We start from the raw sequence: 16,214 nt of genomic DNA on the forward strand, positions 1-16,214 counted from the left end.
ATTTGTGTTGGGCATAAAAAACCGGGCGACCTCGCGGCCGCCCGGTTTCGGTGGACAGTTACAGATGCGATTCGGCGTATTCGGCCAGGATCGAACGTGGTACCCCTTGCAGGGTGATGTGCACCCCGTTCGGGAAGTCCTTGAAGCGTTCAGTGAGGTAGGTCAGCCCGGAGCTGGTCGCGGACAGGTAAGGGGTGTCGATCTGTGCCAGGTTGCCCAGGCACACCACTTTGGAACCGGCGCCGGCACGGGTGATGATGGTTTTCATCTGGTGCGGCGTGAGGTTCTGGCATTCGTCGATCAAAATCAGGCTCTGCTGGAAGCTGCGGCCCCGGATGTAGTTGAGGGATTTGAACTGCAAAGGCACTTTGCTGAGGATGTAGTCGACGCTGCCATGGGTGCTTTCGTCATCCATGTGCAAGGCTTCGAGGTTGTCGGTGATGGCGCCCAGCCACGGCTCCATTTTTTCCGCCTCGGTGCCGGGCAGGAAGCCGATTTCCTGGTCCAGGCCCTGCACGCTGCGGGTGGCGATGATGCGGCGATAACGTTTGCTGACCATGGTCTGCTCGATCGCAGCGGCCAGCGCCAGGATGGTTTTACCCGAGCCCGCGGCACCCGACAGGTTGACCAGGTGGATGTCCGGGTCGAGCAAGGCGTACAACGCCAGGCTCTGATAGATATCACGCGGCTTCAGGCCCCAGGCTTCCTGGTGCAGCAGCGGTTCCTGGTGCAGGTCGAGGATCAGCAACCGGTCCTCTTCGATCTCCTTGATCCAGCCGACAAAGCCCTGTTCATCGATGATGAACTCGTTGACGTGCACTGCCGGCAGGTTGTCGATCAACTGCACCTGATGCCAGGTGCGGCCGTGGTCCTGGCGGGTTTCGACCTTGCTCACGCGGTCCCAGAAGGAGCCGGTCATGTTGTGGTAGCCGTTGGGCAGCAAGGATACGTCATCGACCAGTTGGTCGGTGCTGTAGTCCTCGGCCGCGATCCCGCAGGCGCGCGCCTTGAGGCGCATGTTGATGTCTTTGGTGACCAGCACCACGGGCTTCTTCGGGTCGCGCGCGTGCAGATCGATCAGTTGATTGATGATTTTGTTGTCATTCAGGTGCTCGGGCAGAATCAGGTTCGGCTCGGCATGCTTGCTCATCAGAATTGACAGCAAACCCTTGGGTCCGCTTTTGCCACGCTGGATCGGCACACCCTGCTCGACGTCCTCGGGTGAGGCATCGCCCAGGGTCTTGTCGATCAGGCGGATGGCCTGGCGGCATTCGGCAGCAACGCTGTGATGCCCGCTCTTGAGCTTGTCGAGCTCCTCAAGCACGGTCATCGGGATCGCGACGTGGTGTTCTTCGAAGTTAAGCAGCGCGTTTGGATCGTGAATCAATACGTTGGTATCGAGTACATAAAGGATTGGCTGGTTGGAAGAAGAGCTACGTCCGTGATCATCCATACTCGGTCACCTTTGTGGGAGCCAGTCGACGCAATACCTTGGCGGTGCTGCGCCTCGAAGTGACTGCCGAATACACCTGCGGGGACTCAAGTGTTCTGCCTACATAGCTGGGTCTTGGGAGACGCCACCTGTGTTGCAGGTTTCGGCGGTCTGTCTTCGTAATACTCCAAAACGTGTGACAGAAAAAAGCACTTTGACGCTTTTTTGAAGTTTATTTTTCAGAATGACCAATAGCACTTGGCGGACTGCCATCACCCGTTTACAGTCGGAAGTCCACCTGCAACGAATCTCCTTCCAAAATCGCCAAAAACCCAATATCTACGGGCTTTTGTCGTTTTCAGCGAAGCGCATCCTGGCAATCCTCCCAGCCGATCCCGACAGGCGCCGTTTGCGTAACCAGCCACGGCAATGCCGTTTTCACCCCGTCCTGCTTCACATTGAAATTGATCACGCCGTGCCGCCACAGCAGCATCAGGGTCAGCACCCGTTGCGCGCTCGGGTTGCCCTTGAGTTTGCCGGCGCCGTCCTGGGCGTCGATGTCCCACAGCGCGACCTGCAAACCCTGAGCCTTGAAGAAACCTTCGGCATCGGAACGGCGCTGGCCATCGGGCGGACGGAACAGCGGCACGTAGTTCTCCGGCAGTTTGCTTTTGACCAGTTCGGAGCTGCGGCGCACCGAGTCCTGCCAGTCCTGCCAGTGGCTGTGGGAGCGAAACTCCCAGCCTTGTACGCCGATGCACTGGGTTGAATAGGTCGCTTGCAGGTCACTCACCGAACGCTCGGCCAATCGGGCCTGGATGTCCTTGCCGAGGACGAAGAACGTCCCGCTCATGTTCGACTTGCGCAGGTACTCGGTGACCCAGGCGGTGTTATCCGGCACAGCGTTGGCGGAGCTGTCGAAGGTCAGCAGAAACAGCCGGTCATGCATCTCGTCGCCGGTGCGCTCATAGTCGCCAAAACGATCGACTTCGCTGCTGGTTTGCGGGAACAGCGCGGCTTTGCGCAACTGTTCGTCCAGATACTGGGTGTGAAACACACGGCTCGGCTCGGCCCACTTGATGTAATAGCTGTCTGCACTGACCTGAAACCTGGCAGCTTGCTCGCGCAAAGTGGGCATGTCTTCGACCAGAAAACAGAAGGAGGCATCCTGGTCGCAACTCTGTTGGGCGAAGTTGTAGCTGGCCAGCAGCCGTTGCCACATGCGCTGGCGAACCCGGTTGACCGACTCCAGATTGATCGTGCGCAGGCCCAGGCGCTGGGCCAGGGCGGGTTCATCCAGCGACTCGCTGGCCAACAGTACACTGGAAAACATCAGGATCTCAGCCCTCGACGCCACGTCGAACAGCGTCGGGTTGTCGAGTTTTTCTGGCCAGGTGCTGCGATCGAGCGTCGCCACATCGCCCGGTGCCGCGATGGCAGTGACGCTCAGTAGCCAGATCGAGATGAGTAAAGCGATACGCAATGGGATGTCTCCATAACAAAACCCGCGCGGCACTATAGCTGATCGCGGCCCTCATTCCCGCAGCAACCCCAATCTCCTGTGGGAGCAAGCTTGCTCGCGATGACGGTGCATCAGCCAACATCTTTTCCGAATGTCAGACCGCTATCGCGAGCAAGCTCGCTCCTACAGGGATTTGTGCAAAGCCACCGATCATCACCTATGGACGCGATAGCTGGAGTCAACGAGGACAACCCCCTAGAATCGCCGCCACGATTAAAGGAGACGACTTCATGCTGATGGTGATTTCACCCGCCAAGACCCTCGACTATGAAACACCGCCGGCGACCCAGCGCTTCACCCAGCCGCAGTACCTCGACCACTCCCAGGAGTTGATCCTGCAATTGCGCGAACTGACGCCGGCGCAAATCAGCGAGTTGATGCACGCCTCCGACAAGATCGGCGGGCTCAACGCCGCGCGATTCGGCAGCTGGACCCCCGCGTTCACCCCGGAAAACGCCAAGCAGGCGTTGCTGGCCTTCAAGGGCGACGTGTACACCGGCCTGAATGCGCAAACGTTCAGCGAAGCCGATTTCGACTATGCCCAGCAGCATTTGCGCATGTTGTCCGGCCTGTACGGATTGCTGCGCCCGCTGGACCTGATGCAACCCTATCGCCTGGAAATGGGTACCCGACTGGCTAACGCCCGGGGCAAGGACTTGTATGCGTTCTGGGGTACACGCATCAGCGAATGGCTGAACGAAGCCCTGGCCGATCAAGGCGATGACGTGCTGCTCAATCTGGCGTCAAACGAGTACTTTTCGGCGGTCAAACGCAACGCGTTGAACGCGCGCATCATCAATACCGAATTCAAGGACCTGAAGAACGGCCAGTACAAGATCATCAGCTTCTACGCGAAAAAGGCCCGTGGCTTGATGAGCCGCTTCGTCATCGAAGAACGCATCAACGATCCGGCCGCCCTCAAGCAATTCGATATTCAGGGCTATCGCTACAGCGCCGAACAGTCCAAACCGGACAATCTGGTGTTCCTGCGCGATCACGCACCAGAGTGATGCATCCAGTCGGCGCACGACTCCCACAACCCTCGTGCGCCGACCTTGGATTCACTTCAGACTTTCCCGCCACTTACGCCATTTTTATGGCGCCAAAAATACACCACCTGGTTTTTTAACTTTAGTTTCACTCGACTTCAATCATTTTTTTGCGTAGTGGCACTGATTTTTTTTAACAGTAGTGGCAAAAAACTATCCACCTCAATTATCCGCCTATATATAAAGGGCGAAACGGCAAGTGCTATCAGTTTGAGAGCAGTGCCATCTTTCTCAATATTTCAAAAAATTTCAGATTTCACGATGAGCGGACTGGAACTATGTCCAAACGCGCCGCTCATACCACCCGTAACGATTCTCGCCGAGCGTGTACGAGATAACTTACGCAGATAAGCGATTCTTGTAGCGAAGTTGTAATACTAACTTGCGCTGACTAATCACTGATTTGGACAACAGCAAGCGGACAGGAGATAAAGCGGTATGACTATCCCCTACAAGGCCACGGCAGCGCCCCTATAAACGTGCTCACCCGAGCACCCAACCGCTTGATCCACGGGCTTTCGGCCTGAGATCAAGCGTGCAGCACCTTTTTGCACCTGCATCCCCTGAAAGGAGGATCGGCTGCATAACAGGGCAAATAATAATTACAAGACCTAGTTGCGCACACCTTGAGTGCATTTATTTAGACACTCGTAACTTATATGCCAGCACGTGGCATCGTTGCGCCTGTAAGGCGTACTTGCGAGTGCACTATCACCGCTGAACACCATTAACTCCGGCCATCTAATGGCTTGATGAATACAAGCTTGATAACAGAGAGGTAATTGCGATGCGCATCAGCATTTTTGGTTTGGGTTACGTCGGCGCAGTATGTGCCGGTTGCCTGTCTGCACGGGGTCATGACGTCGTCGGCGTCGATGTGGCCAAAGACAAGATCGATATGATCAATGCCGGCAAATCGCCGATCGTTGAACCGGGCCTGGGCGAACTTCTGTCCCAGGGCATCCAGACCGGTCGTCTGCGTGGTACCACCAACTTCGCCGAGGCGATTCGCGACACCGATCTGTCGATGATCTGCGTGGGCACGCCGAGCAAAAAGAACGGCGATCTGGAGCTGAACTACATCGAGGCGGTGTGCCGCGAAATCGGTTTTGTCCTGCGTGACAAATCTACCCGCCACACCATCGTCGTGCGCAGCACCGTACTGCCGGGCACCGTGGCCAACGTGGTCATCCCGATTCTCGAAGACTGCTCCGGCAAGAAGGCCGGTGTTGATTTCGGCGTGGCCGTGAACCCGGAGTTCCTGCGCGAAAGCACCGCGATCGCCGACTACGACCAGCCGCCAATGACCGTCATCGGCGAATTCGACAAAGCGTCCGGCGACGTTCTGCAATCGCTGTACGAAGAGCTCGACGCACCGATCATCCGCAAGGACATCGCGGTCGCCGAGATGATCAAGTACACCTGCAACGTGTGGCACGCCACCAAGGTCACTTTCGCCAATGAAATCGGCAACATCGCCAAGGCGGTCGGCGTCGACGGTCGCGAAGTGATGGACGTGGTCTGCCAGGACAAGACCCTCAACCTGTCCCAGTACTACATGCGCCCAGGCTTCGCCTTCGGCGGCTCGTGCCTGCCAAAGGACGTGCGTGCCCTGACCTACCGCGCCGGTTCCCTGGACGTGGAGGCCCCGTTGCTCAACTCGCTGATGCGCAGCAACGAATCCCAGGTGCAGAACGCTTTCGACATCGTTTCCAGCCACGACAAACGCAAAGTCGCCCTGCTGGGCTTGAGCTTCAAGGCCGGCACCGACGACCTGCGCGAAAGCCCGCTGGTCGACCTGGCGGAAATGCTGATCGGCAAAGGCTATGACCTGAGCATCTACGACAGCAACGTCGAGTACGCCCGCGTTCACGGCGCGAACAAGGACTACATCGAGTCGAAGATCCCTCACGTCTCGTCCTTGCTCAACGCCGACTTCGACGCAGTGATCAACAACTCCGACGTGATCATCCTCGGCAACCGCGACGAGAAGTTCCGCGCTCTGGTGCAGGACGTTCCACACGGCAAGCAGGTAATTGACCTGGTTGGCTTCATGTCCAAGGCCACCAGCACCAATAGCCGGGCCGAAGGTATCTGCTGGTAAGGCAGCCGCAAGCTTCAAGCTCCAAGCCGCAAGTTCAAAGCTCCTCGCTTGGGGCTTGAAGCTTGGGGCTTGCAACTGACTTTAGGATTCCGATTATGCACAGGCTAAAACACGGCCTACTCCAGGCCGCCGGTTGGCTGTTCTACCTGAGTTTACTGATGGGCCTCGCCATGGCGTTGCCCGTGTCCACGTTCGACTCCGAGTCGAAGGACTTCATTTTCCTGATTGGCGCCGTGGGTATCTGGCGCTATTCGATGGGTGCCACGCACTTTGTGCGCGGCATGATTTTTCTGTACATCGTCTACCCGCACCTGCGGCGCAAAGTGCGCAAGCTGGGCAAAGCGGCTGACCCGTCCCACGTGTTCCTGATGGTCACCAGTTTCCGCATCGACGCCCTGACCACTGCGCAGGTCTACAGCTCGGTGATCCGCGAAGCCATCGACTGCGGCCTGCCGACCACCGTGGTCTGCTCCATCGTGGAAATGTCCGATGAGCTGCTGGTGAAAAGCCTGTGGAACCGGATGAACCCGCCGTCCCGGGTGAAGCTCGACTTCGTGCGCATTCCCGGCACCGGCAAACGCGATGGCCTGGCCTACGGCTTCCGCGCCATCTCCCGGCACCTGCCGGATGATCGCGCCGTGGTCGCAGTGATCGATGGCGACACCGTGCTCGGCGAAGGCGTGGTGCTCAAGACCGTGCCGTGGTTCCAGCTGTTCGGCAACGTCGGCGGCCTGACCACCAACGAATTCTGCGAAGTGCGCGGCGGCTACATCATGAGCGAATGGCACAAGCTGCGTTTCGCCCAGCGCCACATCAACATGTGCTCGATGGCCCTGTCCAAGCGCGTACTGACCATGACCGGTCGCATGTCGGTGTTCCGCGCCACCGTGGTCACCAACCCGGACTTCATCGCCGACGTGGAAAGCGACTCGCTGCAACACTGGCGCCTGGGTCGCTTCAAGTTCCTTACCGGCGATGACAAGTCGAGCTGGTTCAGCCTGATGCGTCTGGGCTACGACACGTTCTACGTGCCCGACGCGGCGATCAACACCGTTGAACACCCGCCGGAAAAGAGCTTCATCAAGGCCAGCCGCAAACTGATGTTCCGCTGGTACGGCAACAACCTGCGGCAGAACTCCCGGGCCCTGGGCCTGGGGATCAAACGCCTCGGCGTGTTCACTTCGGTGGTGCTGTTCGACCAGCGCGTGTCGATGTGGACCTCGCTGCTGGGCCTGACCGTGGCGTTGATCGCCAGCTTCAAGTACGGCACCGCGTTCATCCTGGTGTACCTGCTGTGGATCGGTATCACCCGGTTCATCCTGACCTTGTTGCTGTCGTGCTCCGGACACCGGATCGGCCCGGCCTACCCGGCGATTCTCTATTACAACCAGATCGTCGGCGCGCTGGTGAAGATCTACGTGTTCTTCCGCCTCGACCAACAGTCCTGGACCCGCCAGCCCACCCACCTGACCCGTGACCTCGCCAGCTTTCAGCGTTGGTTCAACACCTGGTCGTCTCGGACCATGACCTTCTCTGCCGGCAGCATTTTTGTCGCCGTGCTGCTGTTGATGGTCTGACCGCCCCCTTATTGAATTAACCAGGAAATCGCCTTTATGAATACCGCCGTCAACGCCAACGTAGTGCACGAATCCGAAGCCCAGCGCCAACACGCCCGCGTGAAAATCCCGGCCAAGTTGCGTTTCTTCGGCCCTGACCGGACACCGGTCGAAGCCCGGGTGATCGACCTGTCCGCCGGTGGCCTGGCGTTCAACGCCGGTCAGTTGCCGCTGAAAATTGGCGATGTGTACAAGGCCCGCCTGCAATTCGTCATCGACAACCTCGGCCTGGCCATGGACGTCGAGTTGCAAGTCCGCTCCTTCGATCGCGAGACCGGACGCGCCGGCTGCCAGTTCCAGAACCTGGAACCACGGGACATCTCGACCCTGCGCCACCTGATCACCTCGCACCTGGCGGGCGACATCGTCAGCGTGGGTGAAATGCTGGCGACCCTGCAGCGCGACAACTTCACCAAGGCGCGCAAGGTCAAGGACGGCGGCCACGGCATGTCCGCGTTCGGACGCCTGAAAGCCGTGACCTTCAGCCTGGGGGTCTTCGTGGTTGGTGTGGCTGCCTTCGGCTTCGTTTTCAAATCGGTGTACGGCATGTACTTCGTCAGCCACGCCCAGGCCGGTCTGGTCAGCGTGCCGGGCGTGAACATCACCATGCCTCGCGACGGTACCGTGCAGAGCCTGGTGAAAGCCGACGGCGTGGCCGCCAAAGGCGCACCGCTGGCGACCTTCAGCACCAGCATGCTCGACGTGCTCAAGGGCCATCTGGACGAAGACCAACTGCAACCGGCCAAGGTTGCAGAACTGTTCGGCAAGCAAATGACCGGTACCCTGACCTCGCCTTGCGATTGCACCGTGGCCCAGCAAATGGTCGCCAACGGTCAGTACGCCAGCAAGGGCGACGTGATCTTCCAACTGGTGCCGCGCAACAGCGAAGCCAATGTTGAAGCACGCTTCTCCTATCGCCAGTTCGGCGACGTGCGCCCGGGCACTTCGGTGCGTTTCCAGATCGCCGGCGAGGACAAGTCCCGCACCGGCAAAATCGTCAGCAGCACCAGCCTGAAAAGCGCCGACCTGTCCTCGGACATCCGCGTCCTGATCCAGCCGGACGAAACCCTGGACAGCTCCCTCGCCGGCCGCCCGGCGGAAGTGAGCAGCGACCGTGGCCCGAACCTGAACTGGCTGATCGACAAAGCCATGGCTGTCGGTCTTTAAGTCGAGGACATGCCTGTGACTACTCCAACCCTCAACACGCCGCCGACCCTGTGGGAGCGAGCCTGCTCGCGATGGGATCGACGCGGTCTGTCTGATGCACCGAGCCAGCCGCATCGCGAGCAAGCTCGCTCCCACATGGGTCCGCTGTGTGCCATTGCATTGGCGGTGAGCCTGGCCGGTTGCGCCGGCCTCCCCGACCAGCGCCTGGCCAACGAAGCTCTCAAGCGCGGCGATACCGCCACCGCCGCGGCGAACTACCGGCAACTGGCAGACCTGGGCTACAGCGAAGCCCAGGTCGGTCTGGCCGATATCCAGGTCGACAGTCGCGACCCGGCGCAGATGAAACAGGCCGAGGCGACTTACCGTGCCGCGGCCAGCGTTTCGCCGCGTGCCCAGGCGCGCCTCGGGCGCTTGCTGGTGGCCAAGCCCGGCTCCACTGAAGCCGAGCAACACGAAGCCGAAACCCTGCTGAAAAAAGCTGCCGCTGCAGGCGAAGGCAACACGCTGATCCCGTTGGCGATGCTGTACCTGCAATACCCGCACAGCTTTCCCAACGTGAATGCGCAGCAGCAGATCAGCCAATGGCGTGCCGAAAACAAACCGGAAGCCGGTTTGGCGCAAGTGCTGCTCTATCGCACCCAGGGCACCTACGACCAGCATCTGGAAGACGTGGAAAAAATCTGCAAAGGCGCGCTCAACACCAGCGACATCTGCTACGTCGAACTGGCCACGGTCTACCAGAAACAGGCCAAGCCAGAGCAACAGGCCGAGCTGATCAAGCAGATGCAAGCGGCTCATGCTCGCGGCAGCGTTTCGGCACAGCGTGTCGACAGCGTCGCCCGTGTGCTCGCCGATTCGACCCTGGGCAAGACCGACGAAAAAACCGCGCAGTCGCTGCTCGAACCGATCGCCCCGGGCTACCCGGCGTCGTGGGTCAGCCTCGCGCAGCTGCTCTACGACTTCCCTGAACTGGGCGACGTCGACCAGATGATGAAGTACCTGGACAACGGCCGCGCCGCCGACCAGCCCCGCGCCGAGCTGTTGCTGGGCAAGCTCTACTTCGAAGGCAAACTGGTGCCGGCTGACGCCAAGGTCGCCGAAGCGCACTTCCAGAAAGCCGTCGGCCGCGAAGTCGCTGCCGATTACTACCTCGGCCAGATCTATCGCCGTGGCTACCTGGGCAAGGTCTATCCACAGAAGGCCCTCGACCACCTGTTGACCGCTGCGCGCAACGGCCAGAACAGCGCCGACTTCGCCATTGCCCAACTGTTTTCCCAAGGCAAGGGCACCAGGCCTGACCCGGTCAATGCGTATGTCTTCAGTCAATTGGCCCTGGCCCAGAACACCCCGCAAGCCACCGAGCTTGCGCAAACAATCCAAACGCAACTGCCGCCCGACCGGCTGGCCGAGGCCCAACGCCTGTTGAAACAAGAACAGTCCGTGCGCGGTGCCCTGAGCCCGAACACGCCGGAACTGCACACCCTGCAAGAAGAAGTCAGCGAGGAATCCCAATGAAGTTGAATCCATTCATGAAGGCCGGCATCGGCCTGACATTCGCGCTGATCTGGTCTTGCCCGACGCTTGCTGCGATGACTGAAACCAAGAACTTTGGTCTGGAAGTGAAGGTTACCGGCCAATCCGAAGACGACAGTGACCTCGGTACCCAGAGCGGTGGCGACGTCAACGGCGTCGGCCTCGACCTGCGCCCATGGATCTATGGCGAAAGCGGCGCGTGGAGCGCCTATGCCATGGGGCAAGCCGTGACGGCCACCGACATCATCGAGACGGACACCTTGCAAGGGACCGCCAGTGATGGCACCACGCCCACCGACAACGGTGATCGCAAGACCAAGAAAAACTACCTGGCCATGCGCGAATTCTGGGTCGGCTACAGCGGACTCACGCCGTATCCGGGCGAGCAGTTGAAGCTCGGTCGCCAACGTCTGCACAACGCCGACGGCCAATGGCGCGACACCAACATCGAAGCCCTGAACTGGACGTTCGACACAACCCTCTTGCGCGCCAACGTCGGGGTCGCCGAACGTTTCAGCGAGTACCGCACCGACCTCACGGAACTCGCCCCGAAAGACAAGGACCGCCTGCACGCCTACGCCGATGCTTCGTATCAGTGGACACCGGGCAACTGGGTCGGCATTCGCGGTCATCACACCCATGACAACGGCAAGCTCGACTTCCCGGAGCCGGGTGTGCCGGCCGATTCGCTGGACAAGAAACAGAACGGTGACATCAGCTGGATCGGCCTGACCGCCGACAGCGACGCCTATAACTGGCGCAATACCAACACGGTCAATTACTGGGGCAGCATCACCGGCATGAGCGGTGACATCGACAAGGTCAACCCGCTGAACGCCGATGGTACGTCACCGGCCGAAGCCAAGCGCGGTGAAAACCTCAACGGCTGGGCCACCGATATCGGCGTGCGCCTGCGCCTCGACCCGCAATGGCAAGTTGGTGCCGCCTATGCCCGAGCCAGCGCCGAGTACGAACAGAACGGTCTGGAAAGCAACCGCTCGAACTACACCGGTACGCGCTCGCGGGTTCACCGTTTCGGCGAAGCCTTCCGTGGCGAAATGCAAAACATGCAGACCGCGACTTTGTTCGGCTCGTGGATGCTCAACGACGAATACGACGCCAGCCTGATCTACCACAAATTCTGGCGCGTCGACGGCAACAAGCCGATCGGCAGCAATGGCATCAACGCGGTCGAAAACAACACCGACGACGCCACCGGCGCAATTCTTTCCACCACTTCCCTGCCGCTGAACGATGGCGAAAAAGACCTCGGTCAGGAGATGGACCTGGTGGTCACCAAGTACTTCAAGCAAGGCCTGTTGCCGGCAGCACTGAGCCAGTCGATCGACGAGCCTTCGGCCCTGGTGCGCTTCCGTGGCGGCGTGTTCAAGCCGGGCGATGCCTATGGCAGTCAGGTCGATTCGTACATGCACCGTGCGTTCATCGACGTGATCTGGCGCTTCTGATGCAAACCGCGAAGGGAGTGCCCGACATGAACAATTCGAAGCGAGGTTCGCTCACCTTGCTGACCGGCGCGATGCTGCTGGCAAGCTCGGTCGCCTTCGCCAACGTGGAGCCGGCAGCGCCTGCCAAACCGGCACATGCGGCCACCGTCGCCAAGGAACTGCAACAGGCCAAGACCTACACCGTCAGCAGCGCACCGACCGCACCGCTGGAGCTTGAAAAGCCGAAATTGCCGGACATTTCCGGCTACACAGCCGAGGCCATCGCGGCAAAAATCGTGCGCAGCAAACCGGGCAAGATCAGCCTGCGCCGGATGATGCAGGAAGACGCCCTGAAGGACTTCATCGGCGGTGACAACAAGATGGCCGAATGGGTGGTGCGTCAGCACGGCATCCCCCAGGCGATCTTCGTCGACGACGGCTACATGAACCTCAAGGACCTGGCGAAAAAAGTCCCCAAGCAGTACTTCAGCGAAACCTCGCCGGGGGTGTTCCTGTCCCGGTTGCCGATCGTGGTCGGTCGTCACGGCATCCTCGAAATCGACAAGCAGACCCAGGAACTGCGCCTGTCCCAGGAGGGCGGTGCGTTCCTGGTCAACGACGGCCAGTTGTTCGTGCGTGACACCAAAATCACTGGTTGGCGCGAGAAGGACAACGGCCCGGCGACATTCAATTCGCCGAAGGAATTCCGCCCGTTCCTGCTGTCCTGGGGCGGCACCGAGACCTACATCGCCAACAGCAAGATCGCCAGTTTCGGTTACGCCAACAGTAAGTCCTACGGCGTGAGTATTTCCCAGTACACGCCGAACATGGCCAAGGTACTCAAGCGCCCTGAACCGACCGGCTGGATCGTCGGTTCCGAGTTCTCGGACATGTGGTACGGCTTCTACTGCTACGAAACCCGCGACTTCGTGGTCAAGGGCAACACCTACAAAGACAACATCGTCTACGGCATCGACCCGCACGACCGTTCCCACGGTCTGATCATTGCCGACAACACGGTGTACGGGACCAAGAAGAAACACGGGATCATTATTTCCCGTGAGGTCAACGACAGCTTCATCTTCAACAACCGCAGCTACGACAACCACCTCTCGGGGCTGGTGATCGACCGTAACAGCGTGAACAACCTGATCGCCCACAACGAGATCTACCAGAACCACACCGACGGCATCACCCTCTACGAGAGTGCCGACAACCTGCTGTGGGGCAATCGCGTGCTGAGCAACAAGCGCCACGGCATCCGCATTCGTAACAGCGTGAACATTCGCCTGTACGAAAACGTCGCCATGGCCAACGGCCTGACCGGTGTCTACGGCCACATCAAGGACCTGAGCAACACCGACCGTGACATCAAGCTCGACCCGTTCGACGCCCAGGTGTCGCTGATCGTGGTCGGTGGTGAACTGGCAGCCAACGGCAGCGGACCGCTGTCCATCGACTCGCCGCTGAGTGTCGAGCTGTATCGCGTGTCGATGCTCGCGCCGACCAAATCCAGCGGCATCAGCTTCACCGGCATCCTCGGCGATCGTCAGGATGAAATTCTCGACCTGCTGGTGCGCCAGCAGAAAGCCGTGCTGATCGACCCCGTCGAACGCCAGACCGAAATGCGGGACTGAGGATAATCTTATGCACCCACACTTGATCAAATTACTCAGCCTGTCGGCCCTGACCGCCGGCATTCTCGCGGCCAGCACTGGCGCGCGTGCCGATGAAGTTCAAGCGCCCAAGTTCAGCGCCGAACCGTGCTGCAGCCTGTGCCCGGCCGCCCATGATCCGAAGAACTACACCACCCGTTATCAGCAGAACTTCACCACGCTGGTACAGGCCCAGGGCGACTGGTTGTTCCGTACGCAAGAAGACTTGCGCACCGAGTTCGACACCACCCCCGCCGGCTACAAACGCATGAAACAACTGCACGATGCGTTCAAGAGCAAAGGCGTGGAGCTGGTTGTGGTTTATCAACCGACCCGTGGCCTGGTGAACCGCAACAAGCTCAACCCGGCGGAGAAAGCCAGCTTCGACTTCGACAAGGCGCTGAAGAACTACAAGTCCATGCTGGGCCGTTTCGCGCAGATGGGCTACGTCGTTCCGGACCTGTCACCGCTGACCAACGAGTCGTTGCCCGACACCCTGCCCGCCCACGATTTCTACTTCCGTGGCGACCAGCACTGGACCCCATACGGTGCCCAGCGCACGGCGAAAATCGTCGCCGAGAAAGTCAAGCAATTGCCTGAATTCGCCGACATTCCCAAGCGCGAATTCGAGACCAAAAAGTCGGGGCGCATGGGCAAGACCGGAACGTTGCACAACATGGCCGGTCAACTCTGTGGCACCAGCTACGCGATCCAGTACATGGATCAGTTCACCACCGAGCCGAAGGGCGAAGCGGGCGATGGCGATCTGTTCGGCGACTCCGGCAATCCGCAGATCACCTTGGTGGGCACGTCCCACAGTGGCAAGAACTACAACTTCGCCGGTTTCCTCGAAGAGGCCATCGGCGCCGACATTCTCAACGTGGCGTTCCCCGGCGGCGGCCTCGAAGGTTCGATGCTGCAGTACCTGGGCAGCGACGAGTTCCAGAAGAACCCGCCGAAGATTCTCATCTGGGAATTCTCGCCGCTGTACCGCCTCGACCAGGAAACCATCTACCGCCAGATGATGGCGCTGCTGGACAACGGTTGCGAAGGCAAGGATGCGCAGATGTCCGGCAGCGCCACGCTCAAGCCGGGCAAAAACGAGTTGATGGTCAACAGCAAGAACATGGACCTGCGCAACAGCAGCCACCAGGTCGACATCCGCTTCGCCGATACGTCGGTGAAAACCCTGCAAGCCACCCTCTGGTACATGAACGGTCGCCACGAGGACATCAAGATCGACAAACCGGAAACCTCCGAAACTGACGGGCGTTTCGCTTTCGAGTTGCGCACGGACGAAGACTGGGCCTCGCAGAACCTGCTGGCCGTTGAAGTCCAGGGCCCCGAAGCCGGTGCCGCACCACAGAAAGTCGAAGCGAAAATCTGCAAACGCAACGTATTCCCGGGCGCCGAACAGCGTACTGCTTCGGTCGGGCAATGAGGTCTGCTATGCGCTATCCGAAATTTTCAACACTGTTGGCACCAACGCTCTTGAGCCTGGCGATGTTCGCCGGGGCCACGCAAGCGGCGGCGCCACTGCGTCCACCCCAGGGTTATTTTGCGCCTGTGGATAAATTCAAGACGGGCGACAACAGCGAAGGCTGCGATGCGATGCCGACGCCGTACACCGGCTCGTTGCAATTTCGCAGCAAGTACGAAGGTTCGGACAAGGCCCGCGCGACCCTGAACGTGCAGTCGGAAAAAGCCTTCCGCGAGAGCACCGCCGACATCACCAAGATCGAGCGCGGCACCAGCAAGCGCGTGATGCAATTCATGCGTGACGGTCGCCCGGAACAGCTGGAATGCACGTTGAGCTGGCTGACGGCCTGGGCACAGGCCGACGCGCTGATGTCCAAGGACTTCAACCACACCGGCAAGTCGATGCGCAAATGGGCGTTGGGCAGCATGGCTTCGGCGTATATCCGCCTGAAGTTTTCCGACTCCCACCCGCTGGCCACCCATCAACAGGAAGCGCAAGTGATCGAAGCCTGGTTCAGCAAGATGGCCGACCAGGTGGTCAGCGACTGGGACAACCTGCCGCTCGACCAGACCAACAACCACTCGTACTGGGCGGCGTGGTCGGTGATGGCCACTTCCGTCGCCACCAACCGCCGCGACCTGTTCGACTGGGCGATCAAGGAATACAAGGTCGGCGCCAGTCAGGTCGACGCCGACGGCTACCTGCCCAACGAACTCAAGCGTCAGCAACGGGCGCTGGCCTACCACAACTACGCCCTGCCGCCGCTGGCGATGATCGCCAGTTTCGCCCAGGTCAACGGTGTGGATCTGCGTCAGGAAAACAATGCCGCGCTCAAACGCCTGGGTGACCGGGTGTTGTCCGGGGTGAAGGATCCGGACCAATTCGAGAAAAAGAACGGCAAGGAACAGGACATGACCGACCTGAAAGAGGACATGAAATTTGCCTGGCTCGAACCGTACTGCTCGCTTTACACCTGCTCGCCCGAGGTGCTGGCGAAGAAGCACAAGATGCAACCGTTCAAGACCTTCCGCCTCGGCGGTGACCTGACCAAGGTCTACGACCCGGCCAATGAAAAGGGCAGCAAGGGTTCTTGAAGACACACACCAAACCTGTGGGAGCGAGCTTGCTCGCGATAGCGGTCTGACATTCAACATCGATGTCGACTGACACTCCCTCATCGCGAGCAAGCTCGCTCCCACAGGGTTAGTGCA

Annotated in this window: 11 protein-coding genes; 9 read left to right on the forward strand and 2 right to left on the reverse strand. The window is 59.8% G+C overall.

From position 1 onward, the window contains the following. Nucleotides 1-58 precede the first annotated feature (58 nt). Nucleotides 59-1,453: a PhoH family protein gene (locus tag ACEN8Z_RS26635; RefSeq protein ID WP_007993255.1), complete on the reverse strand. Its 1,395-nt coding sequence runs from the start codon at nucleotides 1,451-1,453 to the stop codon at nucleotides 59-61. A 337-nt stretch (nucleotides 1,454-1,790) separates the two neighbouring features. Then, entirely contained in the window at nucleotides 1,791-2,915 is a 1,125-nt protein-coding gene (locus ACEN8Z_RS26640) for a polysaccharide deacetylase family protein (RefSeq protein WP_495596184.1), read from the reverse strand. 269 nt (nucleotides 2,916-3,184) lie between these two features. Here ACEN8Z_RS26640 and yaaA point away from each other — a divergent pair, with 269 nt between their 5' ends. From yaaA to ACEN8Z_RS26685, 9 genes are all read left to right on the forward strand, one after another. Further along, nucleotides 3,185-3,964, forward strand: a complete 780-nt coding sequence (yaaA, locus tag ACEN8Z_RS26645) for a peroxide stress protein YaaA (RefSeq protein WP_495596185.1) — start codon at nucleotides 3,185-3,187, stop codon at nucleotides 3,962-3,964. 826 nt (nucleotides 3,965-4,790) lie between these two features. Beyond that, the gene (locus tag ACEN8Z_RS26650) at nucleotides 4,791-6,107 is read left to right on the forward strand and encodes a nucleotide sugar dehydrogenase (RefSeq protein WP_007994045.1); all 1,317 of its coding nucleotides are present in this window, start codon (nucleotides 4,791-4,793) and stop codon (nucleotides 6,105-6,107) included. Between the two features lie 95 nt (nucleotides 6,108-6,202). Next, on the forward strand, nucleotides 6,203-7,684 hold the full coding sequence (alg8, locus tag ACEN8Z_RS26655) for a mannuronan synthase (RefSeq protein WP_007994047.1): 1,482 nt from the start codon (nucleotides 6,203-6,205) through the stop codon (nucleotides 7,682-7,684). 36 nt (nucleotides 7,685-7,720) lie between these two features. After that, nucleotides 7,721-8,890 (forward strand): PilZ domain-containing protein, encoded by a 1,170-nt coding sequence (locus tag ACEN8Z_RS26660; RefSeq protein WP_495596186.1) that lies wholly within the window; start codon nucleotides 7,721-7,723, stop codon nucleotides 8,888-8,890. Between the two features lie 15 nt (nucleotides 8,891-8,905). Beyond that, the gene (gene algK / locus ACEN8Z_RS26665) at nucleotides 8,906-10,405 is read left to right on the forward strand and encodes an alginate biosynthesis TPR repeat lipoprotein AlgK (RefSeq protein WP_495596187.1); all 1,500 of its coding nucleotides are present in this window, start codon (nucleotides 8,906-8,908) and stop codon (nucleotides 10,403-10,405) included. Beyond that, nucleotides 10,402-11,889 carry an alginate export family protein gene (locus tag ACEN8Z_RS26670; RefSeq protein WP_495596188.1) on the forward strand — a complete coding sequence of 496 codons (1,488 nt, stop codon included), beginning with the start codon at nucleotides 10,402-10,404 and terminating at the stop codon, nucleotides 11,887-11,889. Before algK ends, ACEN8Z_RS26670 begins: the two co-directional genes overlap by 4 nt. 26 nt (nucleotides 11,890-11,915) lie before the next feature. Continuing rightward, complete coding sequence (gene algG / locus ACEN8Z_RS26675) at nucleotides 11,916-13,505, forward strand: mannuronan 5-epimerase AlgG (protein ID WP_495596189.1); 1,590 nt, start codon at nucleotides 11,916-11,918, stop codon at nucleotides 13,503-13,505. Between the two features lie 10 nt (nucleotides 13,506-13,515). After that, the gene (locus ACEN8Z_RS26680; RefSeq protein WP_007989937.1) at nucleotides 13,516-14,964 is read left to right on the forward strand and encodes an alginate O-acetyltransferase; all 1,449 of its coding nucleotides are present in this window, start codon (nucleotides 13,516-13,518) and stop codon (nucleotides 14,962-14,964) included. Nucleotides 14,965-14,972: 8 nt separating this feature from the next. Continuing rightward, entirely contained in the window at nucleotides 14,973-16,097 is a 1,125-nt protein-coding gene (locus ACEN8Z_RS26685; RefSeq protein WP_495596190.1) for a mannuronate-specific alginate lyase, read from the forward strand. Nucleotides 16,098-16,214: the final 117 nt, after the last annotated feature.

Source organism: Pseudomonas sp. Pseusp10 (assembly GCF_059492225.1).